Annotated in this window: 16 protein-coding genes; 4 read left to right on the top strand and 12 right to left on the bottom strand. The window is 45.1% G+C overall.

The window, feature by feature from the left end; all coding sequences use genetic code 11:
* The first annotated feature begins 81 nt into the window (after nucleotides 1–81).
* Complete coding sequence (locus tag AZI87_RS06880) at nucleotides 82–1,281, top strand: patatin-like phospholipase family protein (RefSeq protein WP_063205712.1); 1,200 nt, start codon at nucleotides 82–84, stop codon at nucleotides 1,279–1,281.
* Here AZI87_RS06880 and AZI87_RS06885 read toward each other — a convergent pair.
* The 10 genes from AZI87_RS06885 to AZI87_RS06930 form a co-directional block, all read right to left on the bottom strand.
* Entirely contained in the window at nucleotides 1,278–3,206 is a 1,929-nt protein-coding gene (locus AZI87_RS06885; RefSeq protein WP_063205714.1) for a transglutaminaseTgpA domain-containing protein, read from the bottom strand. The genes AZI87_RS06880 and AZI87_RS06885 overlap by 4 nt on opposite strands.
* Nucleotides 3,203–4,147, bottom strand: coding sequence for a DUF58 domain-containing protein (locus AZI87_RS06890; protein WP_063205716.1), 945 nt, complete (start codon nucleotides 4,145–4,147; stop codon nucleotides 3,203–3,205). The genes AZI87_RS06885 and AZI87_RS06890 overlap by 4 nt, the downstream gene beginning before the upstream one ends.
* Nucleotides 4,083–4,997 (bottom strand): AAA family ATPase, encoded by a 915-nt coding sequence (locus tag AZI87_RS06895; protein WP_063205718.1) that lies wholly within the window; start codon nucleotides 4,995–4,997, stop codon nucleotides 4,083–4,085. The genes AZI87_RS06890 and AZI87_RS06895 overlap by 65 nt, the downstream gene beginning before the upstream one ends.
* A 137-nt stretch (nucleotides 4,998–5,134) precedes the next feature.
* Nucleotides 5,135–6,595: an NADH-quinone oxidoreductase subunit N gene (locus AZI87_RS06900; protein ID WP_063205720.1), complete on the bottom strand. Its 1,461-nt coding sequence runs from the start codon at nucleotides 6,593–6,595 to the stop codon at nucleotides 5,135–5,137.
* Nucleotides 6,595–8,148: a complex I subunit 4 family protein gene (locus AZI87_RS06905; RefSeq protein ID WP_063205722.1), complete on the bottom strand. Its 1,554-nt coding sequence runs from the start codon at nucleotides 8,146–8,148 to the stop codon at nucleotides 6,595–6,597. The genes AZI87_RS06900 and AZI87_RS06905 overlap by 1 nt, the downstream gene beginning before the upstream one ends.
* A gap of 3 nt (nucleotides 8,149–8,151) precedes the next feature.
* A complete protein-coding gene (nuoL, locus tag AZI87_RS06910; protein WP_063206604.1) occupies nucleotides 8,152–10,065 on the bottom strand; it encodes an NADH-quinone oxidoreductase subunit L in 1,914 nt (637 codons plus the stop codon).
* Between the two features lie 28 nt (nucleotides 10,066–10,093).
* Complete coding sequence (gene nuoK, locus AZI87_RS06915; RefSeq protein WP_041875668.1) at nucleotides 10,094–10,417, bottom strand: NADH-quinone oxidoreductase subunit NuoK; 324 nt, start codon at nucleotides 10,415–10,417, stop codon at nucleotides 10,094–10,096.
* Entirely contained in the window at nucleotides 10,407–10,943 is a 537-nt protein-coding gene (locus AZI87_RS06920; protein ID WP_063205725.1) for an NADH-quinone oxidoreductase subunit J, read from the bottom strand. Before AZI87_RS06920 ends, nuoK begins: the two co-directional genes overlap by 11 nt.
* Nucleotides 10,944–10,953: 10 nt before the next feature.
* A complete protein-coding gene (locus AZI87_RS06925) occupies nucleotides 10,954–12,105 on the bottom strand; it encodes a complex I subunit 1/NuoH family protein (protein WP_253696533.1) in 1,152 nt (383 codons plus the stop codon).
* Between the two features lie 10 nt (nucleotides 12,106–12,115).
* Nucleotides 12,116–12,484: an NADH-quinone oxidoreductase subunit A gene (locus AZI87_RS06930; RefSeq protein ID WP_063205729.1), complete on the bottom strand. Its 369-nt coding sequence runs from the start codon at nucleotides 12,482–12,484 to the stop codon at nucleotides 12,116–12,118.
* Between the two features lie 121 nt (nucleotides 12,485–12,605).
* Here AZI87_RS06930 and mfd point away from each other — a divergent pair, with 121 nt between their 5' ends.
* Nucleotides 12,606–16,130: a transcription-repair coupling factor gene (gene mfd / locus AZI87_RS06935; RefSeq protein WP_063205731.1), complete on the top strand. Its 3,525-nt coding sequence runs from the start codon at nucleotides 12,606–12,608 to the stop codon at nucleotides 16,128–16,130.
* On the opposite strand, the gene AZI87_RS06940 is transcribed toward mfd, so the two are convergent.
* Complete coding sequence (locus AZI87_RS06940; protein ID WP_063205733.1) at nucleotides 16,127–16,882, bottom strand: hypothetical protein; 756 nt, start codon at nucleotides 16,880–16,882, stop codon at nucleotides 16,127–16,129. The genes mfd and AZI87_RS06940 overlap by 4 nt on opposite strands.
* A 181-nt stretch (nucleotides 16,883–17,063) precedes the next feature.
* Between AZI87_RS06940 and AZI87_RS06945 the strand changes: the two genes are divergently transcribed.
* The gene (locus AZI87_RS06945) at nucleotides 17,064–18,608 is read left to right on the top strand and encodes a glycoside hydrolase family 3 protein (RefSeq protein WP_253696536.1); all 1,545 of its coding nucleotides are present in this window, start codon (nucleotides 17,064–17,066) and stop codon (nucleotides 18,606–18,608) included.
* Between the two features lie 236 nt (nucleotides 18,609–18,844).
* Nucleotides 18,845–19,807, top strand: a complete 963-nt coding sequence (locus tag AZI87_RS06950) for a hypothetical protein (RefSeq protein WP_063205734.1) — start codon at nucleotides 18,845–18,847, stop codon at nucleotides 19,805–19,807.
* 70 nt (nucleotides 19,808–19,877) lie between these two features.
* Here AZI87_RS06950 and atpC read toward each other — a convergent pair whose 3' ends face one another.
* Nucleotides 19,878–20,291, bottom strand: coding sequence for an ATP synthase F1 subunit epsilon (atpC, locus tag AZI87_RS06955; protein WP_063205736.1), 414 nt, complete (start codon nucleotides 20,289–20,291; stop codon nucleotides 19,878–19,880).
* Between the last annotated feature and the right edge of the window lie 49 nt (nucleotides 20,292–20,340).

Consider the following 20,340-nt stretch of genomic DNA (forward strand, 5'->3'; position numbering starts at 1 on the left):
ACCCTAAGTCATGGATTTTCTTAAGTTCCAAAGAATCCTTTGCCCGAAAGTCCAAGAACTCTCATACTTAAAGATAACACTATGCGGATTAGAGATAAGAAAAAAGTGGCCCTAGTATTAAGTGGAGGCGGCATTAAAGCGGCGGCCTTTCACATTGGGGTTTGCTTAGCTTTACAAGAAAAAGGCTTTCGCTTTGCCGGAGGCACCAAAGAGATGGTGCGTCAGAACTTCGGCGAAGACGATCCATTTACCATCCGTCTTTACGTTGGCTCTAGCGCCGGCGCTTTCGTAGCTTCAATTCTTGCCGCCGGCTACCCGATTGAATCGTTGATCAACGCTTTTCAAATCGGTTCGGGCAGCCACCCTTCTTTTGATAAGTCTGATCTGCGATATTTAAAACCGATCAGTTACCGTGATATTTTCAATTTGAACTCCAGTGGTCTGTTGAAGTTTATTCCGCGAACTTTGATGGAAAAGGCATTAGTTACTGGTGGCCTTGAATCGCTTTTGAAGAACGGTCTTAAGTTAAATGGTCTTTTTTCAACCAAAGGGATCGAAGGTTATTTGCGCAAAGAGGTTTTGTTGGATAACGACTTCGCCCGTTTGGGTGTAGGTCTTTTCATTATCGGAACCCAGTTAAATCATACGCGAAAAGCCATCTTTGGTAATTTCCCGGAATCTTATAAAACCGAGAACACGAAATACATTAACTACGCCACGATCAGTGATGCAGTGGCTTGTTCGACGGCTTTACCGCCGGTTTTTGCTCCTTACGGAATTAAGCGTCCGGATGGAAAAGAGATGTATTACTATGACGGTGAAATCCGCGACACTCTGTCGACCCACGTCGCGGCAGATTACGGCGCAGATCTAGTGATCTCTTCTTTCTCGATTCAGCCTTATCACTACACAGAAGAGATGGGTTCGCTGCATGACTATGGAATTCCACTGATCGCGAATCAGGCTCTTTACCAAGTCGTTCAGCAAAAAATCATGCGTCATATTCAATATAAGAATGACATTCGCGGTATCTATAATGCCGTCGATGGTTACTTCAAACAGATGAACTTGCCGGCTGAACATCGCGACAAACTGCTTGAAATCATTCGCAATCGTGTGAACTATCGCCCGGAAGTAGATTACATCTATATTGCCCCACGCCCGAATAACTACGAAATGTTTTTCGTCGATCACTTCAGTTTAAATCCTGAGATTTTAGCGCGCATTGTTCGTATCGGATTTAAATCCGCGATCAACGTACTTCGCCATTACGACGTTTAGTGACTGCGAATTTCTTTCTTCCAGTTTGTTAAAAGCTCTTTGCCCGACGAAGCTGTTTTACCGGCGTAAGTTTGTTCGTCATAAAATGTTTCGATTTCTTGAAGAATCGTTTTCAAATAAGGAAACTGTGCCTGTAGCTTTTTTAGAAATTCCAGAGGAGGCTCTGAATTTTCGCGCTGGATATTCTTTTTTTCGGCCCACTTTTCCACGGTTTGTAATAGAACTTGCGCCTCATTGAGGTTTCTTTTCTGTTTGAAAAGACTGCGGAAAATTAAAACAAGTGCTGCAATGACAACGGCAAGTAAGAAAGTGGATTGAATTCTGTAATTCAACAAAGCACTCCAGAAACTTTGCTGAGACGTTTTATCAAAATCGATAAGGAAGTAAGTCCATCGATAGTTGATATCTTCCACCCAAAAACTGACTTCATCCCATAGCAGAAGATCTTCTTTCACCGGCGGACGCCAATCCACGGCGCGCGCAAAGGCCCGCTGATCTTCTTCCGAAAGTCCAAAAAATTCTTCGGCGCCAATCACCAAACGAAGAGGCGCAACCCATAAAGTTGGATCGATTCGCTGCCATTGTCCTTCACTAAAGATTTCAACCCACGCATGAGCGTCTTTTTGCGAAACTTTCCAAAAATTTCCCAAAGGATTAAAGCGGCCGCCCTGATATCCCACGATCACTCGCGCTGGAATTCCTAAAGATCTTGCGAGAGTCGCGTAAGCTCCCGCAAAGTGCTCACAGAATCCTCGTTTTCTTTCAAAAAGAAAAGTTTCTAGATCGTTGGGACCATAAACCCCGGGGGATAGCGTGTAAACGAAACCGTTATCTACAAAAAGTTTTTGCAGCTCTTCGACCTTTTCGGGAATAGAAAGATTTCTGCTTAAGACACCGTCGACCCATGCGCGAACACGTCCTTGCACGGGGGGAACCTGAAGATCTTCATCCTGCGGAGTCGTACTGTCCTTATAGTCAGGCTCATAGTATCCCCGATACATCGAAGATTTATTTAACGGTCGAATAGAACGATAGATGTTCTGAGGAAGCGCTAGAACTTGGTTCACGTCCAAGTCGACATGCTTTGTTCCATCTAAAACAAAAAGATAGAGCTGAGATGTGGGCTCAATTGCGACCTCATAAGTCGGCAAAGATTTATAGTCTTCTGTGGAAGGAGCCCTGAACCCCAAGCGTCGCGGACGCCAGCTCAATCCCCGCGATTGAGTCAAAGCCGACCCACGCCAATAGAGATCTACTGACTTATTTATCGGCAGATTTTCAATCTTGGCTCGAAATGCTGTTGCCGTGTTCGTTGCAAGTTCCGCTACCATTCCGGGATTTATTTCATCGGTAAAACCAATCTCTCCGAACTGAGCAGAACCGCGCGACATCGCCCACGGCAAAACAAAGCGTGGAAAGGCGAAGAATAAAATCACGGCCATCGGCACTGAAAGAATGAATATCTTTAGTAATACTTTCGCGCGAGCCGGCAGCGATTCAGGCAAGAGTGAATACCAAAGTCCGACAAAGGCCAAAACGGAAGGAATTATCCAATATATATCTAAACTAAAAAGCGCTTTCACTGAAATCAAAAGAAAGCCCAGAAGGATCACAAATTTATGATCGCGTTCGTTCTGATAGTCCATGATTCTTAATGAAGAAAGAGCTAACAAAAATGTGTACGCTGGTTCCTGGCCAATCAATGTGCGAAATTGAACAAGCACTTGAATCAACAGAAGGACACTCAAGATTCCCGTGGCCTTTCTAGATAAAGGTTTCCACTGAAGATTTTCTACGCCCCACTTCCAAAAGAGCATGATGAAGCTGAACACAGCTATCCATGCGGAAACCTCAAGCGCAACCATCGCCATGGCGATAATAAAAGAGACTGCGAGTGCCTTCTGAGAGTAGAACCTTTTCGTCATAAAAGGTCTTCCCTGCTAAGATGAGCAAGAACCTCTAGGCACATCTTACGATGAGCAGAGCTTTGATCTTTAGCGATATAGTGCTTTCCGACTTCCAGAGAAAAAGAATGGCCTAGCTTATGTGCTTCATCAATCCACAAACACAGTTGAGAAATTCTTTCTTCTTCACCGCTTAAATGAGCCGTTTGTTTCCAAGAAAAATGCAGCGAAGGCTTCTCGGACTCTTCAAAGTTCTTTACGAGCAGTTCCTGTCTGCGTGCTGTCGCTTTCCAATCTATTCGTCTTAAAGAATCCGTGCTTTGGTAAGTACGATGCTCTCTGAATAAGCCTGTATTTTCACTGTCCGTTTCAGCATAAGAGTTTTGTGGAAAAGCCTCTTCGCCTTTTCTTGCTGGATAAATCGTTATTTCTCGAGGGGTTTTAAAAACTCTCCATGCTCTCAATAAAGAAAATGGAAATGTACTTTGAACTGCTATTCTGGGAAGAAGCTGCCGCCCGCGTTTTTTAAAAACAAAAGGCACAAGAACCACGTCCTCTTCCTGTGGCTCAAGATCCGTGCGCGAAGAAGTTTCAGGATACTTTTCGAAATAGCTTTCGACCTGAAAACACGGCGACTTTGCATTATTTTTCAAGGTTACGCTTAATGCCGATGTCTCATCACAAAAAGCTTCGTCGATGTGAACATCAATCGCATCAACACCATCGACATTTTTATTGGTAATAAAAGTTCCTGTGAAAGCCACAGAGATTAAGAAAAAGAAGAAGATGTAGATCAAATTGTTCGAATATCCAACCGCCATAAAAAATAGAACTAGCGACATCAACCCAAAGGCGATGCCAAATCCCGTCGGCAGTATATAGGTTCGCGTTTTCTTTTTAGACAGGAACTGGCGTGCTTTTTTGTAAAGCCCCTGCCCACTCACGGCCGCGTTTGATGCCATGATTGCCTCCAAGACGATGTCCTAATACAGGAATCAAAACTTGTTGAACATCTTCAGGTCGTAAATAGTTTCTTCCATCCATGAAGGCCCACGCCTTCGCGGCTTTCGCTAAAGCCATTCCTGCGCGAGTTGAAAGTGGTGCCCCTTCAAATCCGGGGCGACGAGATCGCTCTAAAAGATCCGCGATGTACTGAGCGACATTAGCGGACACCTGCACTTTTGTAACTTCGATCAAAGCTTCTGCAATTTCAGTTTCACTAAATAGCGGCTGAATTTTTTGCAGCAAATGTCGAGGATCATCACCTTTTAAAATGCGCACTTCGGTTTCTTTAGAAGCCGGATGTAGTTCTAAACTCATTAGAAAACGATCTAGCTGACTTTCTGGAAGAGGAAATGTGCCGGTCTGCTGATGCGGATTCTGAGTTGCAATGACATAGAATGGATGAGGTAACGGCCAAGTCACTCCCTCAACAGAAACTTCGCCTTCCTCCATCGCCTGCAGCAAAGCACTTTGGGTGCGTGGACTAGCGCGATTTAATTCATCCGCCATCACCATTTGCGAAAACAAAGGACCTTGATGAAATACGAACTTATGTTCTTGAGGATGATAAATCTGTCCGCCAATTACGTCCGCTGGTAAAAGATCAATCGTGAATTGCACGCGACGAGTTTTTAATCCGGTGAGTTTACCCAGCACTTGAACAAGAGTGGTTTTACCGACTCCCGGCAAATCTTCGATAAGCAAATGGCCGCCAGCAAGAAGACAGGTGATAGCCAAACGAATTTCAACATTCTTATCCAGAACGACCTTCGAGGCCTGAGCAATGAGTTCGTGAAACTTCTGATTCATGCTCAATAAGGATATTAGGTCTTACTGCACGGGAGTAGCTATTCTCCGAAGTCCCGATGAAAGACTAGCGATTTACAAATAAAAAAGCCCTGGTAGTTGCCAGGGCTTAGTATGTTTTTTATCGAAATGCAGTCAGCTTAGAACAAGCTTTTTTCTACAGCCGAGAAGATCGGACCAGAGACGAAGCCCATGATCACAATCGCAAGAGCCATGATCACAGTCGTCACTGTTGTTGCATTCAATGAATGACTTGCAACTTCTGCGTTACCTTCTTTCATGTACATAACTACAACGGGGCGCAGGTAGTAGTAAACACCGATCACGGAGCTAATCATACCCCAGATCGCCAACCACAAAAGACCCTCACCGATAGCTGCGTTGAACAGATAGAATTTACCGAAGAAGCCAAGAGTCGGTGGAATACCGGCTAGTGACAACAAGAACACAGTTAAGCAAAGAGCTAACATCGGTCTTTGTTTCGCAAAGCCTGCAAGATCATCCACGTTTACAATGTGGTTCTCTGATTTTTCAAGCATGCTTGCAATCGCAAACGCACCCAAAGTCATCAAGGCATAGCTTAGAAGATAGAAGATAACCCCTGAAGCACCAAACGCACCGTTATCGCTAACGCCCGCTGTAATGATACCAATCAACAAGTAGCCTGAGTGAGCTACTGAAGAGTAAGCAATCATACGCTTGAAGTTGTTTTGGATGATCGCCGCTGTGTTACCCAAGATCATTGTGATCACGGCCAACCATTGCAAGATATCAAACAAGTGATCTGAACCGATCAAAGACTTCGTTGCAATCACGCGCAAGAAAGCGGCGAAAGAAACTGTCTTAACCGCTGTCGCCATGAACGCCGTGTGCGGAGTTGGAGCCCCTTGATACACATCCGGAGTCCACGCATGGAATGGAGCAATCGAAACCTTAAAGCAGAAGCCCAAGATAACGAAAGTGATACCAAACAAGAAAAGACGGCTTGTTTGTACTAGCTCTGCCGCGCTATCCATGAATGCCAGGATATTTGTTCCACCCGTTGAACCGAAGATAAATGCCACACCATAAAGGAACAATGCCGAAGCAAATGAACCCAAGATGAAGTATTTCAAAGCCGCTTCTTTAGAAAGCTTCTCTTCGTGGCTCATCGCAATCATCAGGTACAATGCCAAAGACATCATCTCTAGACCGATGAAGACCATCAAAAGATCCACGGCGGAGACCAGGATCAACATACCAACCGCCGAGCTCATCGCAAGGAAGATCAATTCAGAGAACTGTTTTCCTGTCGTTGATGGATTTTCATACATCATCACCATCGCTGCACCCGCAGCACCCAAAGCAATGATACCCATCCACTGTGTTACGCCGTCAAAGATAAGACCGTTATTAAACGCTGTCTTACCGCCACCACCAAACACAATCAAAAGACCAATCGCGATCACGATACCGATAAGGGCTTGCGCCAAAGTCACGGCATGAGGCTGCTCGCGGTTACCGCGAAGAACTTTAGCTGTGATTGGAATCAAGCTTACAAGGAACAAGGCGATCATCGGAGAGATCAACAAAACGTCACTAAGACCGACATTCATATTCATTAGTTACCTCCTTGCGCGTGCTGAGTGGAAGTTGCGCCAGGCTCTACAATAGTGAGGTTATAGTTACTTCTGTTGTTCACTAGATAATCAATACTTGCCTTTGAATAGTTCAAGAAATGATTCGGGAAAAGACCCATCCAGAACACCATGATAACAAGAGGAACAAGGACCGCGATTTCACGTGCATTTAAGTCATGAAGTGGGTGATGTTCGTCTTTCACCAACTCCCCTTTTTCACCGAAGAACACGCGTTTGAACATCCAAAGCATGTAAACAGCTCCCAAGATCACACCTGATACCGCAAAGTAAGCAAATACAGGTTCTGCTTGGAAAGTACCAAGAAGGATCAAGAACTCACCCACGAAACCGTTTGTTAGCGGAACCGCGATCGAAGACAAAGTGATGATAAAGAAGAAGATTGTGAAAAGAGGTAAGACTCCTGCCAAACCACCATACTTGCTGATTTCACGAGAGTGCGTTCTTTCGTAGATCATACCGATCAACAAGAACAGAGCACCTGTAGAAATACCGTGGTTCAACATTTGATAAAGACCACCGGACATCCCGTAAGCATTGAATGCAAATAGACCGACTAAGATGTAACCCATGTGCGATACAGAAGAATACGCCACAAGTTTTTTCACATCCGGCTGCACCATCGCGACCAGGGCGCCGTAGATAATTCCGACTGTACCGATCAACATGAACAACCATGCCCAGTATTCGGAAGCTTCTGGGAATAATGGAATCACCCAGCGCATGAAGCCGTAAGTACCCATCTTAAGCATCACACCGGCTAGAATTACAGAGCCTGGAGTTGGCGCTTCAACGTGGGCATCCGGCAACCAAGTGTGAACAGGGAAGGCCGGAACTTTGATTGCAAAGGCCAAAGCGAATGCGAAGAACAATAAAGTTTGAAGGCTGAAGAACGTGCCACCTACAAACGGAATTTTAAGTTTGTAGAAATCAAGAAGACTTGCACTCATCGTGCCTGTCGCTTCTTGGGTTAGGTACATCATATAGATGATCGCAACGAGCATCATCACAGAGCCGGCGAAAGTATAGATGAAGAACTTCACCGTTGCGTAAATACGACGAGCACCACCCCAGATACCAACCATGAAGTACATTGGTACTAGAGAAAGCTCCCAGAATACGTAGAAGAAGATCGCATCCATCGCCAAGAAAGTTCCAAGCATCGCTGTTTGCAACACAAACATCGCTACGTGGAAGCCTTTAACTCTTTCTGTGATCGACGTCCAAGAACCCAAGATGATGATCGGGGTCAAGAACGTGGTTAAAAGAACCAACCACAACGAAATACCGTCGATACCCATGAAGTACTGAATGCCGAAGCGCTCAATCCACATGAACTTTTCAACCATCTGAAGACCTGCAGAGTTCGGATCAAACTGTCTGAACAAAGCTAAGCTCAAAATAAATTCAACGATTGAAAGGCCTAAAGCCAAGTGACGAATAGTATTCGACTTTGGCCAAACAGCGACGATCAACGCGAACAAAAGAGGTAGGAAAACAATGCTACTCAGGATCATACATTACCTCATGATCACAAATGAAAGAGCCACAACAACACCGATACCGATGTACATCGCGTACTGTTGCATATTACCAGTTTGGATAGAGCGAACGAACGAGCCCATACCGCGAGCTAGGTCGCCGGCCAAGTAAGTCGCTTTATCGATGAAATTCACATCGATGTAGTACCAAGTGTTTTTGCTGATGCTAACAAGTGGATTGATGATGAAACCGAAGTAAGCTTCATCAACGAAATATTTGTTATACACAAGGTTGTACACAGGCTTGATGCTGTCGGCGATTTTCTTCGGAGTCTCTGGAGACTTCACGTAGAATTGGTACGCTACGATCGCAGAGATCAAAGCCAAACCAACAGAAACGCCCATCAAAGTCCACTCTGTCGTATGATCAATAGCCGTCCAACCTGGGATCGGAGAGATCATTGGGTGCAACCAGTGTTCCCATACGTTTGGAAGGTGACCCAAGTGTTCACCGATCACGTGAGGAATACCGATCCAACCACCGATCACAGAAAGAATACCTAAAACGATCAATGGAATCGTCATAAGCGCTGGAGATTCATGCGGGTGAACATCGCTTGGAACGCGGCTCTTACCCCAGAACGTCAATGCCATCAAACGAGTCATGTAGAACGCTGTCAAAGTAGCACCCAACGCACCCATCGCCCACAGGATCGGAGAACCTAGTGGAGAGTTGAACGTATAAGCCAAGATTTCATCCTTAGAGAAGAAACCCGCAAATGGTGGCATACCGATGATTGCGACCCATCCTAAGAAGAATGTCACGTGAGTGATAGGCATGTATTTTTTTAGACCACCCATCTTACGTATATCTTGTTCTTCGTGCATCGCGTGGATCACGGAACCCGAACCCAAGAACATCAAGGCTTTAAAGAACGCGTGAGTCATCAAGTGGAACATCGCTGCTCCGAAAGCTCCCACACCGCAAGCCAAGAACATATAACCAAGTTGAGAAACCGTAGAGTAAGCTAGAACTTTTTTGATATCCCATTGGGTCATGCCGATTGTAGCAGCCAAAACGGCTGTCGCCGCACCGATGATTGCAATAACCATCATTGTGTTCGGAGCCATAATGAATAGCGGATTCAAACGCACGATCATGTAAACACCGGCCGTAACCATCGTCGCCGCATGGATAAGTGCGGATACAGGTGTTGGACCAGCCATGGCGTCTGGAAGCCAAACGTACAATGGAATCTGTGCTGACTTACCAGTCGCACCGATGAACAGGAACAAAGTTCCCAAAGTCACCGCACCCAACCAAGAAGCTTCTGCTGTTGTAGGAGCTAGTGCATTCAACTCAGAAAAATTCAAAGTTCCGAAAGTGATGAAAAGGATGAACATTCCAAGCAAGAAAGCAGCGTCACCCACACGGTTTGTGATGAAGGCTTTCATGCCCGCTGCGGCTTTTTCTTTGTCTGTGAACCAGAAGCCAATCAATAAGTAAGAGCAAAGACCAACGCCTTCCCAACCCACGAACATCACAAGCAAGCTGTCACCAAGAACTAGTAACAACATGTTGAAGATGAAAAGGTTCAGGTAAGCAAAATATTTTGCCGCACCTTTATCGTGGTGCATGTAACCGATCGAGAACAAGTGGATCAAAGTACCAACACCCGTGATCACAAGAATCATGATGGAGCTGATTTGATCGACAACAAAACCGGCATTTACTTTAAACTTATCAACTGCCATCCACTCAAAGAAGCTCACCGCAATTTTGCGAGATTCCGCAGGCATCGCTACAACGTCTAATACCAACAAGATCGCGCTGATGAAGGAAATCGCAATTGCTGATGTGGCAATCACACCCGCCACGTTGGCTGAGTGTTTTTTATAACGAACTCCGTTGATCAAGAAACCAACGAATGGAGCTAGGATCAAAAGGGCCATTAAAAGAGAATGATTCACGGCTGCTCCCTTATCCTTTCAAGTGTTCAAAGAAGCGAATATTCACTTCGTTAAAGCGTTTAAAGATTGAAACGGCCAATGCCAAACCTACCGCTGCTTCTGCCGCTGCGATTGTCATGACAAAGAAAACCATGATGTGACCGTCAAGAATGCCTAGGTACTTACTGAAAGCGATGAACGTCAAGTTCACCGAGTTCAACATCAACTCTACAGACATCAAAAGAACGATCACGTTACGGCGAAGAAGAACTCCGGCCATACCCATCATGAACAAAAGTGCTGCCAAAACTAGATAGTGAGTCAGGCCAATGTTGTTAATGAAATCAGTGTTCATGTGTTCCACCTTTACTGCGCGCTAGAGCCACCGCACCAACTGCGATCACTAGCAAAAGAACGCCCAATGCTTCAAAGCCGAAGATGTATTTAGAGAAAAGGATTTGGCCCAACGCTTTTGTTGTTTCCATTCCCGTTCCTGCTGTCACTGGATTGTCGGCCGTTTTCTCGTTCAAAAGACCAACAGACATTGCAATCGCACCGACAACCAAGCCCGCAAGCAATCCCACGGAAGCGATTTTTACCGCTCCCGAGAACTTACCTTTCGTAAAGGCCTGTATATCTTTCTTCAAGTCGAAGAGCATGATCACCATGACGAAAAGAACCATCACGGCGCCGGCGTAAACGATCAACTGAACGCCTGCGATAAAGTAGGCATTCAAAGTCACGAACAACGCGGAGATACCCACCATCGTCATCGCCAAACAAAGCGATGAATAAATCGGGTTAGATAAAAGAATGACACTCAGGCCGCTGACCAGAGTGACAATCGCTAAGAACCAAAAAAGAAATGCATCTGCTGTCACGTTATTCTCCTCACAAAGATGCGATGTAGATCACAAACGCGGTAATGATCGTGTTTGCTAGCGCCCAAGGAAGCAAAGTCTTCCAACCGAAATCCATCAATTGGTCATAACGGAAGCGTGGAAGCGTCCAACGAACCCAGATGAAAACCCACAAGAAGAATGCAAACTTGATATTGAAAACAAGGAAGTGGATCAACGCCATCAAAGCACTTGCCCAACCGGCAGAAGACGTCACGGATGCCGCCCACTCTTGAACTTGCTCAACGGATACATACGGAATTCCGTAACCACCGAAGAAGAACAGCGCCATCAAACCGGAAGCGATCATCATGTGACCGTATTCACCAATGAAGAACATGTTGAACTTGAATCCGCCGTACTCTGTGTGGAAGCCGGCTACAAGCTCGGATTCACCTTCCGCTAAGTCGAAAGGAAGACGATTTGATTCAGCAAAAGCGGTTGTGAAGAATAAAAGAGCTGCCAATGGTTGATAGAAGATACCCCAATTTGGAAGCCAGCTTGCAGTGATTGTGTGACCCAAGAAGACGAATTGAAGGGGGCCTTGTTGAGCCACCGTCATGTCTTGAAGGTTGAATGTACCGTAAAGCATGATCACGCCCACGATAGAAAGACCCAAAGCCAACTCGTAAGAGATCGTTTGCGCCGAAGCACGAAGAGCGCCCATCAAAGAGTACTTGTTTCCTGAACCCCAACCCGCCATCAACAAAGTGTAAGCAGCCAAAGAAGAAACACCCAAGATGAATACGATACCAACGCCGATATCATAACCTTGAACTAAGAAAGTGTACGGACCCCAAGTAGAGCCAAACATTTCAAATGTTCCCACTTGAATTGGTGTCGACATCGGAATTGCAGAGAACGCCACCGCACCAGGAATCAATGCAAATACCGGAGCTGCGTAGTACAACAAAGGTTTTGCCGTATCTGGAACGAAGTTTTCTTTCGTCAAGAATTTCACAGCGTCAGCCAAAAGCTGCATCAATCCCAAAGGTCCTACGCGGTTTGGTCCCAAACGATTTTGGATGAATGCGGAACCACGGCGCTCTAGCCACACAAGAATAGGAACTGCCTGAACCATCATCAAAAAGATGACGACAAGTTTTAAACCGTTAACGGTAATTTCAAAAAGATCTTTACCCATTCCCATTTGCTTAGTCCCATTCCAATGCTTTTGATTTTACTTCCCAGAAAAGTCCGAAGATGAAAATTCCGATGAAGACCATCATCGAAATAAGCACGAACAGACCTTGTCCTGAAGATAAGAAATCACGGAAAGAAGTTGCCCATGGATACATGAAAATGATCTCGATATCGAAAAGGATGAAGAGGATCGCAGTAAGATAATACTTTACTGAAACCTTTGTATCTTTCTTATCAAGAGCAGGAATACCGCACTCGTAAGGCTCGTACTTGATAGAGTTATAAACGGGTTTGCCGCCTGTTTTGGACGCGACCCATACTAAAAATGCTCCGAATAGAGCGATGAAGATGACGATGAAAATGACTCCACCGAGTGGCACTGTACCCCTCCAAAGTTGTCGTTATTATTTGGATTTCAATTAGTTATATATGTGTCGTCTGTGAAAACCAAGAAATATGAATGGAAACAAGGCGATAAGCATGGCAAGATGAGCCCACCGAATGAAAGCCGAAATGACTCATACAAGGCTTGAATCCATCCTGGAAAGGGCCTTCGAAACAACACGCGGAAAAATTCAAGTGACCGGAGCTGCATCTCCGCTCGCGCTCGCTTACTTTTTGTCGCAGACTTACTCTAAAAAAATCAACAGCTTGCCGCACTTAGTTGTTGTTAGCAGTCTATCGGAAGCGAACAAACTTCAGCAGCTTTTAGAGTTCTTTGACCCGTCTCGTCACAGCACAATTTTACCTGCTTTCGATGTTTCACCTTACTCCGGTCTTTATCCAAACTCGAGAGTCGTTAGTGATCGGGTTCGTTTCTTGTCTCGAGCCCAGCAAGCGAAGGCCGGAGAAATCTTCATATCTGTTTCTGACGCGCTGACGCAAAAAACTTTGCCGGTGAAAATCCTGAAGGAATATTCGCGTCTTCTAAAACCCGGTGATGAACTTCCTGAAGACATCGCCGAGTATTTAAACTCGCTTGGCTATTCTTCAGCTCCGATGGTGGAGGATAAAGGTCAGTATGCTTTGCGCGGAGGTATCGTTGATATTTTCCCGCCAACGGAAGACGAACCAGTTCGTCTTGATTTATTCGGCGATCAAATTGAATCCATTCGTCACTTCAATGTTTCGGATCAACGAAGCACGGATGAAGTGGCTTCATTCGTGTTAACTCCGGCGCGCGAAATTCTTTTCCGAGATGAAAATCACGAAAGACTTTTGCAACGAGTCCGCGCGATGATCGATGGCCGCGAGGTTGATAAAGCCGAAGCAGAAGAAACTCTGCGCTCTTTGGTTTTAAAGAACTCATTCCCTGGAATTGAATTCTTGCTTCCCTACTTCTATGGAGAACTTGCTAGTCCACTAGAACATTTTTCATCGGCGGTGAACGTATGGTTCTTAGATCCGATTGAAATTTCCAGATGGACGGATGAAGTTTGGGCGGAGATTAAAGCGGACTATGCTTCAAGTACTCAGCACGTGATTCGTCCCGAGTTAGAATTACTTTACTCTCCATTTGAAACTTTAAGTTTTCCGGCGGGATCGCGTGAAATTTATTTCTCGTCGCTAGAGTATTTAGAAAACGCTGAGACCAGCGAAGATGGTAGAGTCGAATACCGTACGGCACTGACTCAAGACTTTACGAACTTAAGTTTAAATAACGCCGTTGGTTCTGAAATGTGGCTGCAAGCCGCGACTAACAAGCTGAACAAATGGCGTGACGACGGTTACCGCATTTTCATTGGTACGAAAAATCAATCCCACATTGAGCGCTTAAAATTAATCTTTGATAAGCTAGGTCTGAAAGTCGCACGCGCGAGTGAGGATGAGTATCGTTGGGACTCTTGGTTGATGGAGCAAGACAGTGACACTCATCTTGTTCACGTTATTCCTCGCTATCTAACTGAAAGTCTTCGTCTAGATGAGGAAAAAGTTATTTTCTTACGCGACGAAGATTTTTATGGAAAGAAGCAGCGCGCTCGTGAATCCTCCGGAGCTCAAGACTTTCAAAAACAAGCCAAGCGCCTGGCGTTCGGTGATTTAAAACCGGGCGATCTTGTTGCGCATGTTAAACATGGTGTTGGTCAATATGAAGGTCTTAAGATCATGAATATTGGCGGTGTCGAATCTGAATACATTCAGGTCGGCTACAAGGATAAGGATAAACTTTATCTTCCTGTTTATCGTGTGGGCCAACTACAGAAGTTTTCTGGCGCCGCCAGCACGACAATTCTTGATAAACTGGGCGGCACCGCCTGGGAAAAAACCAAAGCGAAAGTTAAGGCCCACGTTCGCGATATCGCTGCCGACCTTTTGGCTCTTTATGCAAAACGTGCCGAGCTTCATCGTCCGCCTTTTGTCTTTAAAGATAGTGAAATTCAGATGTTCGAAAATAGTTTCCCGTATGAGGAAACTGACGATCAAATGCGCGCGATCAACGATATCATGCGCGACTTAAAATCCACAAAACCGATGGATCGTTTGGTCTGCGGCGACGTGGGCTTTGGTAAAACCGAAGTCGCTATGCGCGCGGCGTTCTTTGCCGTGCAGGCTCGTCGTCAAGTCGCTTTGCTCGCGCCAACCACCGTACTTACGTTTCAGCACTTTGAAACTTTGAAAAAACGTTTTGAAGGCTGGCCGGTGGATATTCGAGTTTTAAATCGTTTCGTAACTCCGTCGGAAGTCAAAAAGACTTTGCAGGATCTTAAAGACGGCAAGGTTGATATCATCGTCGGAACACATAAGTTATTAGGCTCAACAATTCAGTATAAAGACCTAGGTCTTCTGATTGTCGATGAAGAACAAAAGTTCGGCGTTACTCATAAAGAGAAAATCAAAAAGATGAAGGTCAGCGTTGATACTTTGACCTTGTCGGCAACGCCCATTCCAAGAACTTTGAATATGGCTTTAGTAGGAATTCGGGATTTGAGTTTGATTAACACCGCTCCGGTGGATCGTTTGCCGACACGTACTTTTGTCACAAAGTTTGATGAAGAGACGATTCGTAAAGCCATCACCGCTGAAATTTCTCGCGGCGGTCAGGTTTATTTTATCCACAATCGTATTGAGTCTATTTACGGCTTAGCGGATGAAATTCGCAATATCGTTCCCGAAGCGCGTATTCGTATTGGTCACGGACAGATGGAAGAGCATGAGCTTGAAAAAACTATGCTTGCCTTTTTCCATCACGAAATCGACGTCCTTATCTGTACAGCGATTGTTGAATCAGGAATGGACGTACCAAGAGCGAACACCATGTTTATCGATTCGGCTCATATGTTTGGGCTGTCTCAGCTTTATCAATTGCGAGGCCGCGTAGGCCGAAGCAAAACTCGCGCTTATTGTTATTTGATGATGCCGCGAAATCGCAAGCTCGATAAAGAGCAGCAAGAACGCTTAAAGATCATTCAAGAGAACACCGCTTTGGGAAGCGGTATTAAGATTGCGCAGTACGATCTTGAGCTTCGCGGAGCCGGAAATATTCTGGGCGAAGAACAATCCGGTCATATCAACTCTGTCGGTTATGAAATGTACATGGATCTTTTAAATGAAGCTTTGGCTGAAGCTAAAGGCGAAGCCGTCGACGATATGGAACTAGATCCAGAAATCAACTTGCGCATCCCTGCGATGATTCCTGACAACTATATTTCGGATATTCGCATCCGTCTTAGCTATTATAAGGCCCTGGCAGACATTACCTCGAACGAAGATTTGGATCGTATCGAAGAAGAATTGCGCGATCAGTTCGGCGCCATCCCTGAGCCTACCGTGAACTTGATGGGTTTAATGCTGATCCGTCGTCAATGTAAAGAACTGGGTGTGCGTGATATCAGTGCCGGCGTAAAATCTGTTTCATTGATCTTCACTGAAAAAACGAAGTTGAAGCCAGAGACAGTGATTCAATTGGCGGTTCGCGAAAGTAAGAAATACTCTTTAACTCCCGACAATCGCTTGAATATCAAGCTGCCGAATATTTCATGGTCTGCGGTTCACGAAGAACTCGAAACTCTTTTGAAGCTGATTTAAAATTCTAAGCGAAGACCCGCGCCGTAAAGAAAATCCGTCGTAGTGTCGGGATCATCTTCTGCTGAAGTAGCGGCGTATTGTGTGGCATACACGTCGATGAAAGTATTTTCTAAACCCCAGTTAAAGGTGGTTTGCTTTGCGGTTTGATAATCCAACCAATCAAGCTGCAACAGAAATCCAATGGTGTAGTTAAATCCCATTTGCGTTGTCGCCGAAAAAGAATCTGTTGGAGACGATTCGGAAAGACCCATTTGCCAGATATTCAGTCCGAGATAAGGAGCTACATAAGGCTCGGCCATAAAGTTATCGGCAACAAATTTTAATCCAATTCCATACTTAGTAACTTCTAAAGAGCGATCTGAACCCGAACGATTGTCTTCAATTTTTCCCATGCCATAATCAAGGCCCAGCGCCAATGCGCCTAAGGCAAAATTATATTTATAATCAATGCTCACGCGGATCAGAGGAATAGGATCGGTCCCAAAGAGGTCGCCGTAACTTAAATTATCTAAGGTCGAGATATAATTTTTTAGATCCAGGCCTTCGTAATCAACTCCGAAATACATACCATGGGTCTCGCGTCGATCCTTGTAAGGGGCCAAGTTGTCTTGGACAACTTCGACTTCCACCAACGGAACATTTTCATCTTGAGGTGTCGTAGGAGCGGCTTCTTCTTGTGCGAATGACAACGATCCGGCAAGAACGGAAAGAACGAAGCAGACTTTGGATATCAGACTTAGGTGCAATTTCATGTTGTCTCGCAAATATCGCCTACCTTCAAAAGTGGCGAATGATATTCTTTTATCTATGAGCAAGTATATCAGAGATTTAAATCGAATTTTGAGTGTTACTCTGCTCACGCTTCTCTTTCCCTACCTTGTGCTAGCTGCCCCGACCACCCTTACACAAATAATCGATAAAAAGATTGCCGCCATGACGGTTGAAGAAAAGGTGGGACAGCTTTTTATCGTTGGGTTTCCACAGAAAACCGTCACTCCCGATTTAGAAAAATTCATCGCCGCCAACAAGCCGGGCGCATTTTTACTTTTCAAAAGAAACATTCTTTCTGTTGAGCAAATTAGGAATTTGAATACGCTGTTGTATCGAACAAGCTTTAAGTATTCAAAGCTTCCGCCCTTGATCTCTATCGATCAAGAAGGTGGATCGGTCTCTCGTTTACCTATTTATCCCGCTCCACCGAATGCTTTGGCAATTGGGCAGACGCAGTCGCCATTATTAGCGGAAGAAATGGGCTATCAAACAGGACTCTTTCTGCGCGAGGTTGGATTCAATATGAATCTTGCACCGGTGCTAGATGTGACCGATCCTTTAAGTGGAAGCTTCATCGGTGTCAGATCTTTTGGATCAGATCCCGATGTTGTGAGTGAGTTGGGTGTTGCCTACTCTAAAGGTTTATTAAAAGCGCGCGTGATTCCTACGGCCAAGCATTTTCCGGGTACAGGCAATCTTAAAGCCGATCCACATCTTAGTGTAGTTCAGAATAATTCCTCTTTAGAAGCTTTAAAACAAACAGATCTAAAGCCCTTTGAGGCTTATGCGAAGCTAGGTGATAAAATTGCCTTAATGCTTTCGCATCTGATCTACCCGGCTTTAGATAAATCTCGCGAACCTGCGAGTTTTTCTAAACCCATTGCTCAAGATCTTTTGCGTGGTGAGATGAAGTACAAAGGTTTAGTGATCACTGATGATCTTCAAATGCAGGGCTCAAAACAACTTCTACGCCCTGAAGTCGCGGCTTTAAAAGCACTTCAATCAGGCGCCGACATCGTTATGCTGACTTGGTCTTTTGCCGATCAAGGAAAGGCTTTTGAACACGTTAGAAAAGCGGTGCACTCAGGGGATTTTAAAGAAGAACTTCTAAACGAAAAGCTTCATCGCATCCTTACGGTCAAGGCATTTGCAAATCTATACAGAAAAAATCCTTCCTTGCCGTCTTTGACTCAAGGACTGACGTTAACCTCGAAAGATTATTCTGAAGTAGAAGCAAATATCCTTGATCAGAATCTTCGCACAAGTTTAATTCCGCGATCATTGCCCGGCAAGAAAGAGCCACAAAAAAGAAAAGTCGCCTCGGTTCATAAAGTCTGCGTCCTTGCACCTTCAAGCGCCTTCATTGCCTCATTCAAAAAATCTGCAGGAAGATCGGTGTCTTCCAAATACCTCACCGGTGATTTCAGCAAAGATCTTGCAGCCGAATGGATGACTTCAACGAAGTGCCCTGTGTCCGTGATCGCCATCACCGGCCCAAAAACCGCAGCTCTGGTAAAATCGCTTTCGCCACAAGAAAAGAAATCCGTCATCGTAGTAAACCTTGGCGCACCAAAACTATTAACGAAAGAAAAAGGCTATCTCCGAGTCCTTCAGCTTTACTTCAACCACACAGACTCCGGCCAAAAAGTCGCTCAACACCTCGACGACATCTTAGCCTCCTCCACCACATCCTACGTCCTCCGCTAGGTACCTGCTTCCCTTTCTGTCTAAAAGGTACCAGATTACCCTAATCCCCTAGCACCTTTTGGGTGACTAAACTTTAGACAGTGAGGGCGCGGGATGTCGCTCTGGGTGCTTACGTTTCGGGATGGCTTAATCTGCATCGGTTGGAGACGAATTTAATTCGTCTTCAGGAGCCTAAATCTCGGCATGAATGGGTCTGATTTTGCATTGTCTCTTTATAGATTTAGAGAGGCGGTAACGTGTCTGGAATTAAACTAGTATCAAAAGGTCTTTTGGCATTAGCGCTACTTCTTTCTGCGGGCCTAACATTTCACACGGTGGAATCCGAAGCAGCTCGCAAACAAACACGTAAATCGGCGGCCAGGGCTGTACGTAATAAGGGAACTCCGGCAGGAGTATTCGCCCTTTATCAAAATCCTGTGTTTGGATACGGGAAATGTTTACCTCGCCTGGTTGAATCTGCAGACACGATTCTAAATCGCAACGGAATTGACACAGTAAAAGCTAACGATAAAGAAAAAATCGCGCTAGCTAAGGGTGTTGCTCAAGTCGAACGCCTTTTAGGTCAACCGATTCCTCGTGATTATCAGTATGACTATCAATGGATCGAAGCTTCGGGTCCTTGGAACTCGGGAATTTCTCGTCGCGGTTTCGTGACCGTGAAGCGCCCCCGCGGATCTCTTAAAGGTCAGCTTACAGGCCGCATGATGCATGAGTTGGGTCATCGCTTTGGTCATGCTAACAATAACGAAAACTACAACGAATACCGTCAACACATGCGCGGTAAGAAGTGCATGATCACAACTTACTGTGGAAAAAGCTTGAATGAAGAATTCGCTGAAGTTTTCGAAGCCTATGTTGTAAATCCTGATTTCTTGGCTAAGCACTGCCCTGATTCTTATGCTTACTTTAAGAATAAACTATTCAGAAATTCTGAAGATTTGAATGTATCGTGTGAAGATCCAGATTCTATCTTAGAGCATGATGAAGAAGATGATATCAACGCGGTCGAAGATTCAGATGAAGAACAAATTGATGAAAGCAATGATTTCAAAATGCTTCTTCCAGAGTTAGGTCCAATTCCTGCGGCGAACCCACGCTTCACGAATATCGATTATACTCTGACTCCACCAGAGCCGACAGTTCCCCTTTCGGAAATGAAGATTCCTGCCCCAACAGCTCGTCCTCGCGGATTGAGATAATCATAAGGATTAAAAAGAAAAAGGCCCTCTTTTCAGAGAGCCTTTTTTATTTTCGAATTTGAAATTTCGATTACTTCTTAGCCTGAGAAGCAACTTCGATTTTCGCTCTTGCGCGAGCCCATTCACGTTGGAACTCTGTCCAGTCTTCGTCAGTGATGACTTCGTTCATCACTTTCTTTTCTGATTCCGCAAGGTATGCTTTAGTCATTTCAAGGTCGATCTCTTCTGGCAAATCAGCGATATTCGCTAAGATGTTCACGCCTTCAGGACTTACTTGGCAATAGCCCCAGCTGATAACAGCGGTTTCTTGCTTTTCTTTTCCTTTAAGTTTCCATTTCATCACGCCTGTTTCCAAAGTCGTGATCAAAGGCGCGTGACCAGGAAGAATATTAAGCTCTCCCTTAAATGCTGGAACAGTCACCTCTTCAACCTCTTGGCCTACGAGGATGCGCTTTTCCGGAGTCACGATCGTTAATTTAAACATATCTCGCCCTTTCAAGCGGCAGACGCTTTAGGCAGCCTGCCGATGGGAA

Source organism: Bdellovibrio bacteriovorus (genome assembly GCF_001592745.1).
Classification (GTDB): domain Bacteria; phylum Bdellovibrionota; class Bdellovibrionia; order Bdellovibrionales; family Bdellovibrionaceae; genus Bdellovibrio; species Bdellovibrio bacteriovorus_B.

Excerpts from the sequence above, each read along its gene's own strand:
- AZI87_RS06880 (WP_063205712.1), top strand. The coding sequence starts at position 82 with ATGCGGATTAGAGATAAGAAAAAAGTGGCCCTAGTATTAAGTGGAGGC.
- AZI87_RS06885 (WP_063205714.1), bottom strand. The coding sequence starts at position 3,206 with ATGACGAAAAGGTTCTACTCTCAGAAGGCACTCGCAGTCTCTTTTATT.
- AZI87_RS06890 (WP_063205716.1), bottom strand. The coding sequence starts at position 4,147 with ATGGCATCAAACGCGGCCGTGAGTGGGCAGGGGCTTTACAAAAAAGCA.
- AZI87_RS06895 (WP_063205718.1), bottom strand. The coding sequence starts at position 4,997 with ATGAATCAGAAGTTTCACGAACTCATTGCTCAGGCCTCGAAGGTCGTT.
- AZI87_RS06900 (WP_063205720.1), bottom strand. The coding sequence starts at position 6,595 with ATGAATATGAATGTCGGTCTTAGTGACGTTTTGTTGATCTCTCCGATG.
- AZI87_RS06905 (WP_063205722.1), bottom strand. The coding sequence starts at position 8,148 with ATGATCCTGAGTAGCATTGTTTTCCTACCTCTTTTGTTCGCGTTGATC.
- nuoL (WP_063206604.1), bottom strand. The coding sequence starts at position 10,065 with ATGGCCCTTTTGATCCTAGCTCCATTCGTTGGTTTCTTGATCAACGGA.
- nuoK (WP_041875668.1), bottom strand. The coding sequence starts at position 10,417 with ATGAACACTGATTTCATTAACAACATTGGCCTGACTCACTATCTAGTT.
- AZI87_RS06925 (WP_253696533.1), bottom strand. The coding sequence starts at position 12,105 with ATGGGTAAAGATCTTTTTGAAATTACCGTTAACGGTTTAAAACTTGTC.
- mfd (WP_063205731.1), top strand. The coding sequence starts at position 12,606 with ATGAAAGCCGAAATGACTCATACAAGGCTTGAATCCATCCTGGAAAGG.
- AZI87_RS06940 (WP_063205733.1), bottom strand. The coding sequence starts at position 16,882 with ATGAAATTGCACCTAAGTCTGATATCCAAAGTCTGCTTCGTTCTTTCC.
- AZI87_RS06945 (WP_253696536.1), top strand. The coding sequence starts at position 17,064 with ATGACGGTTGAAGAAAAGGTGGGACAGCTTTTTATCGTTGGGTTTCCA.
- atpC (WP_063205736.1), bottom strand. The coding sequence starts at position 20,291 with ATGTTTAAATTAACGATCGTGACTCCGGAAAAGCGCATCCTCGTAGGC.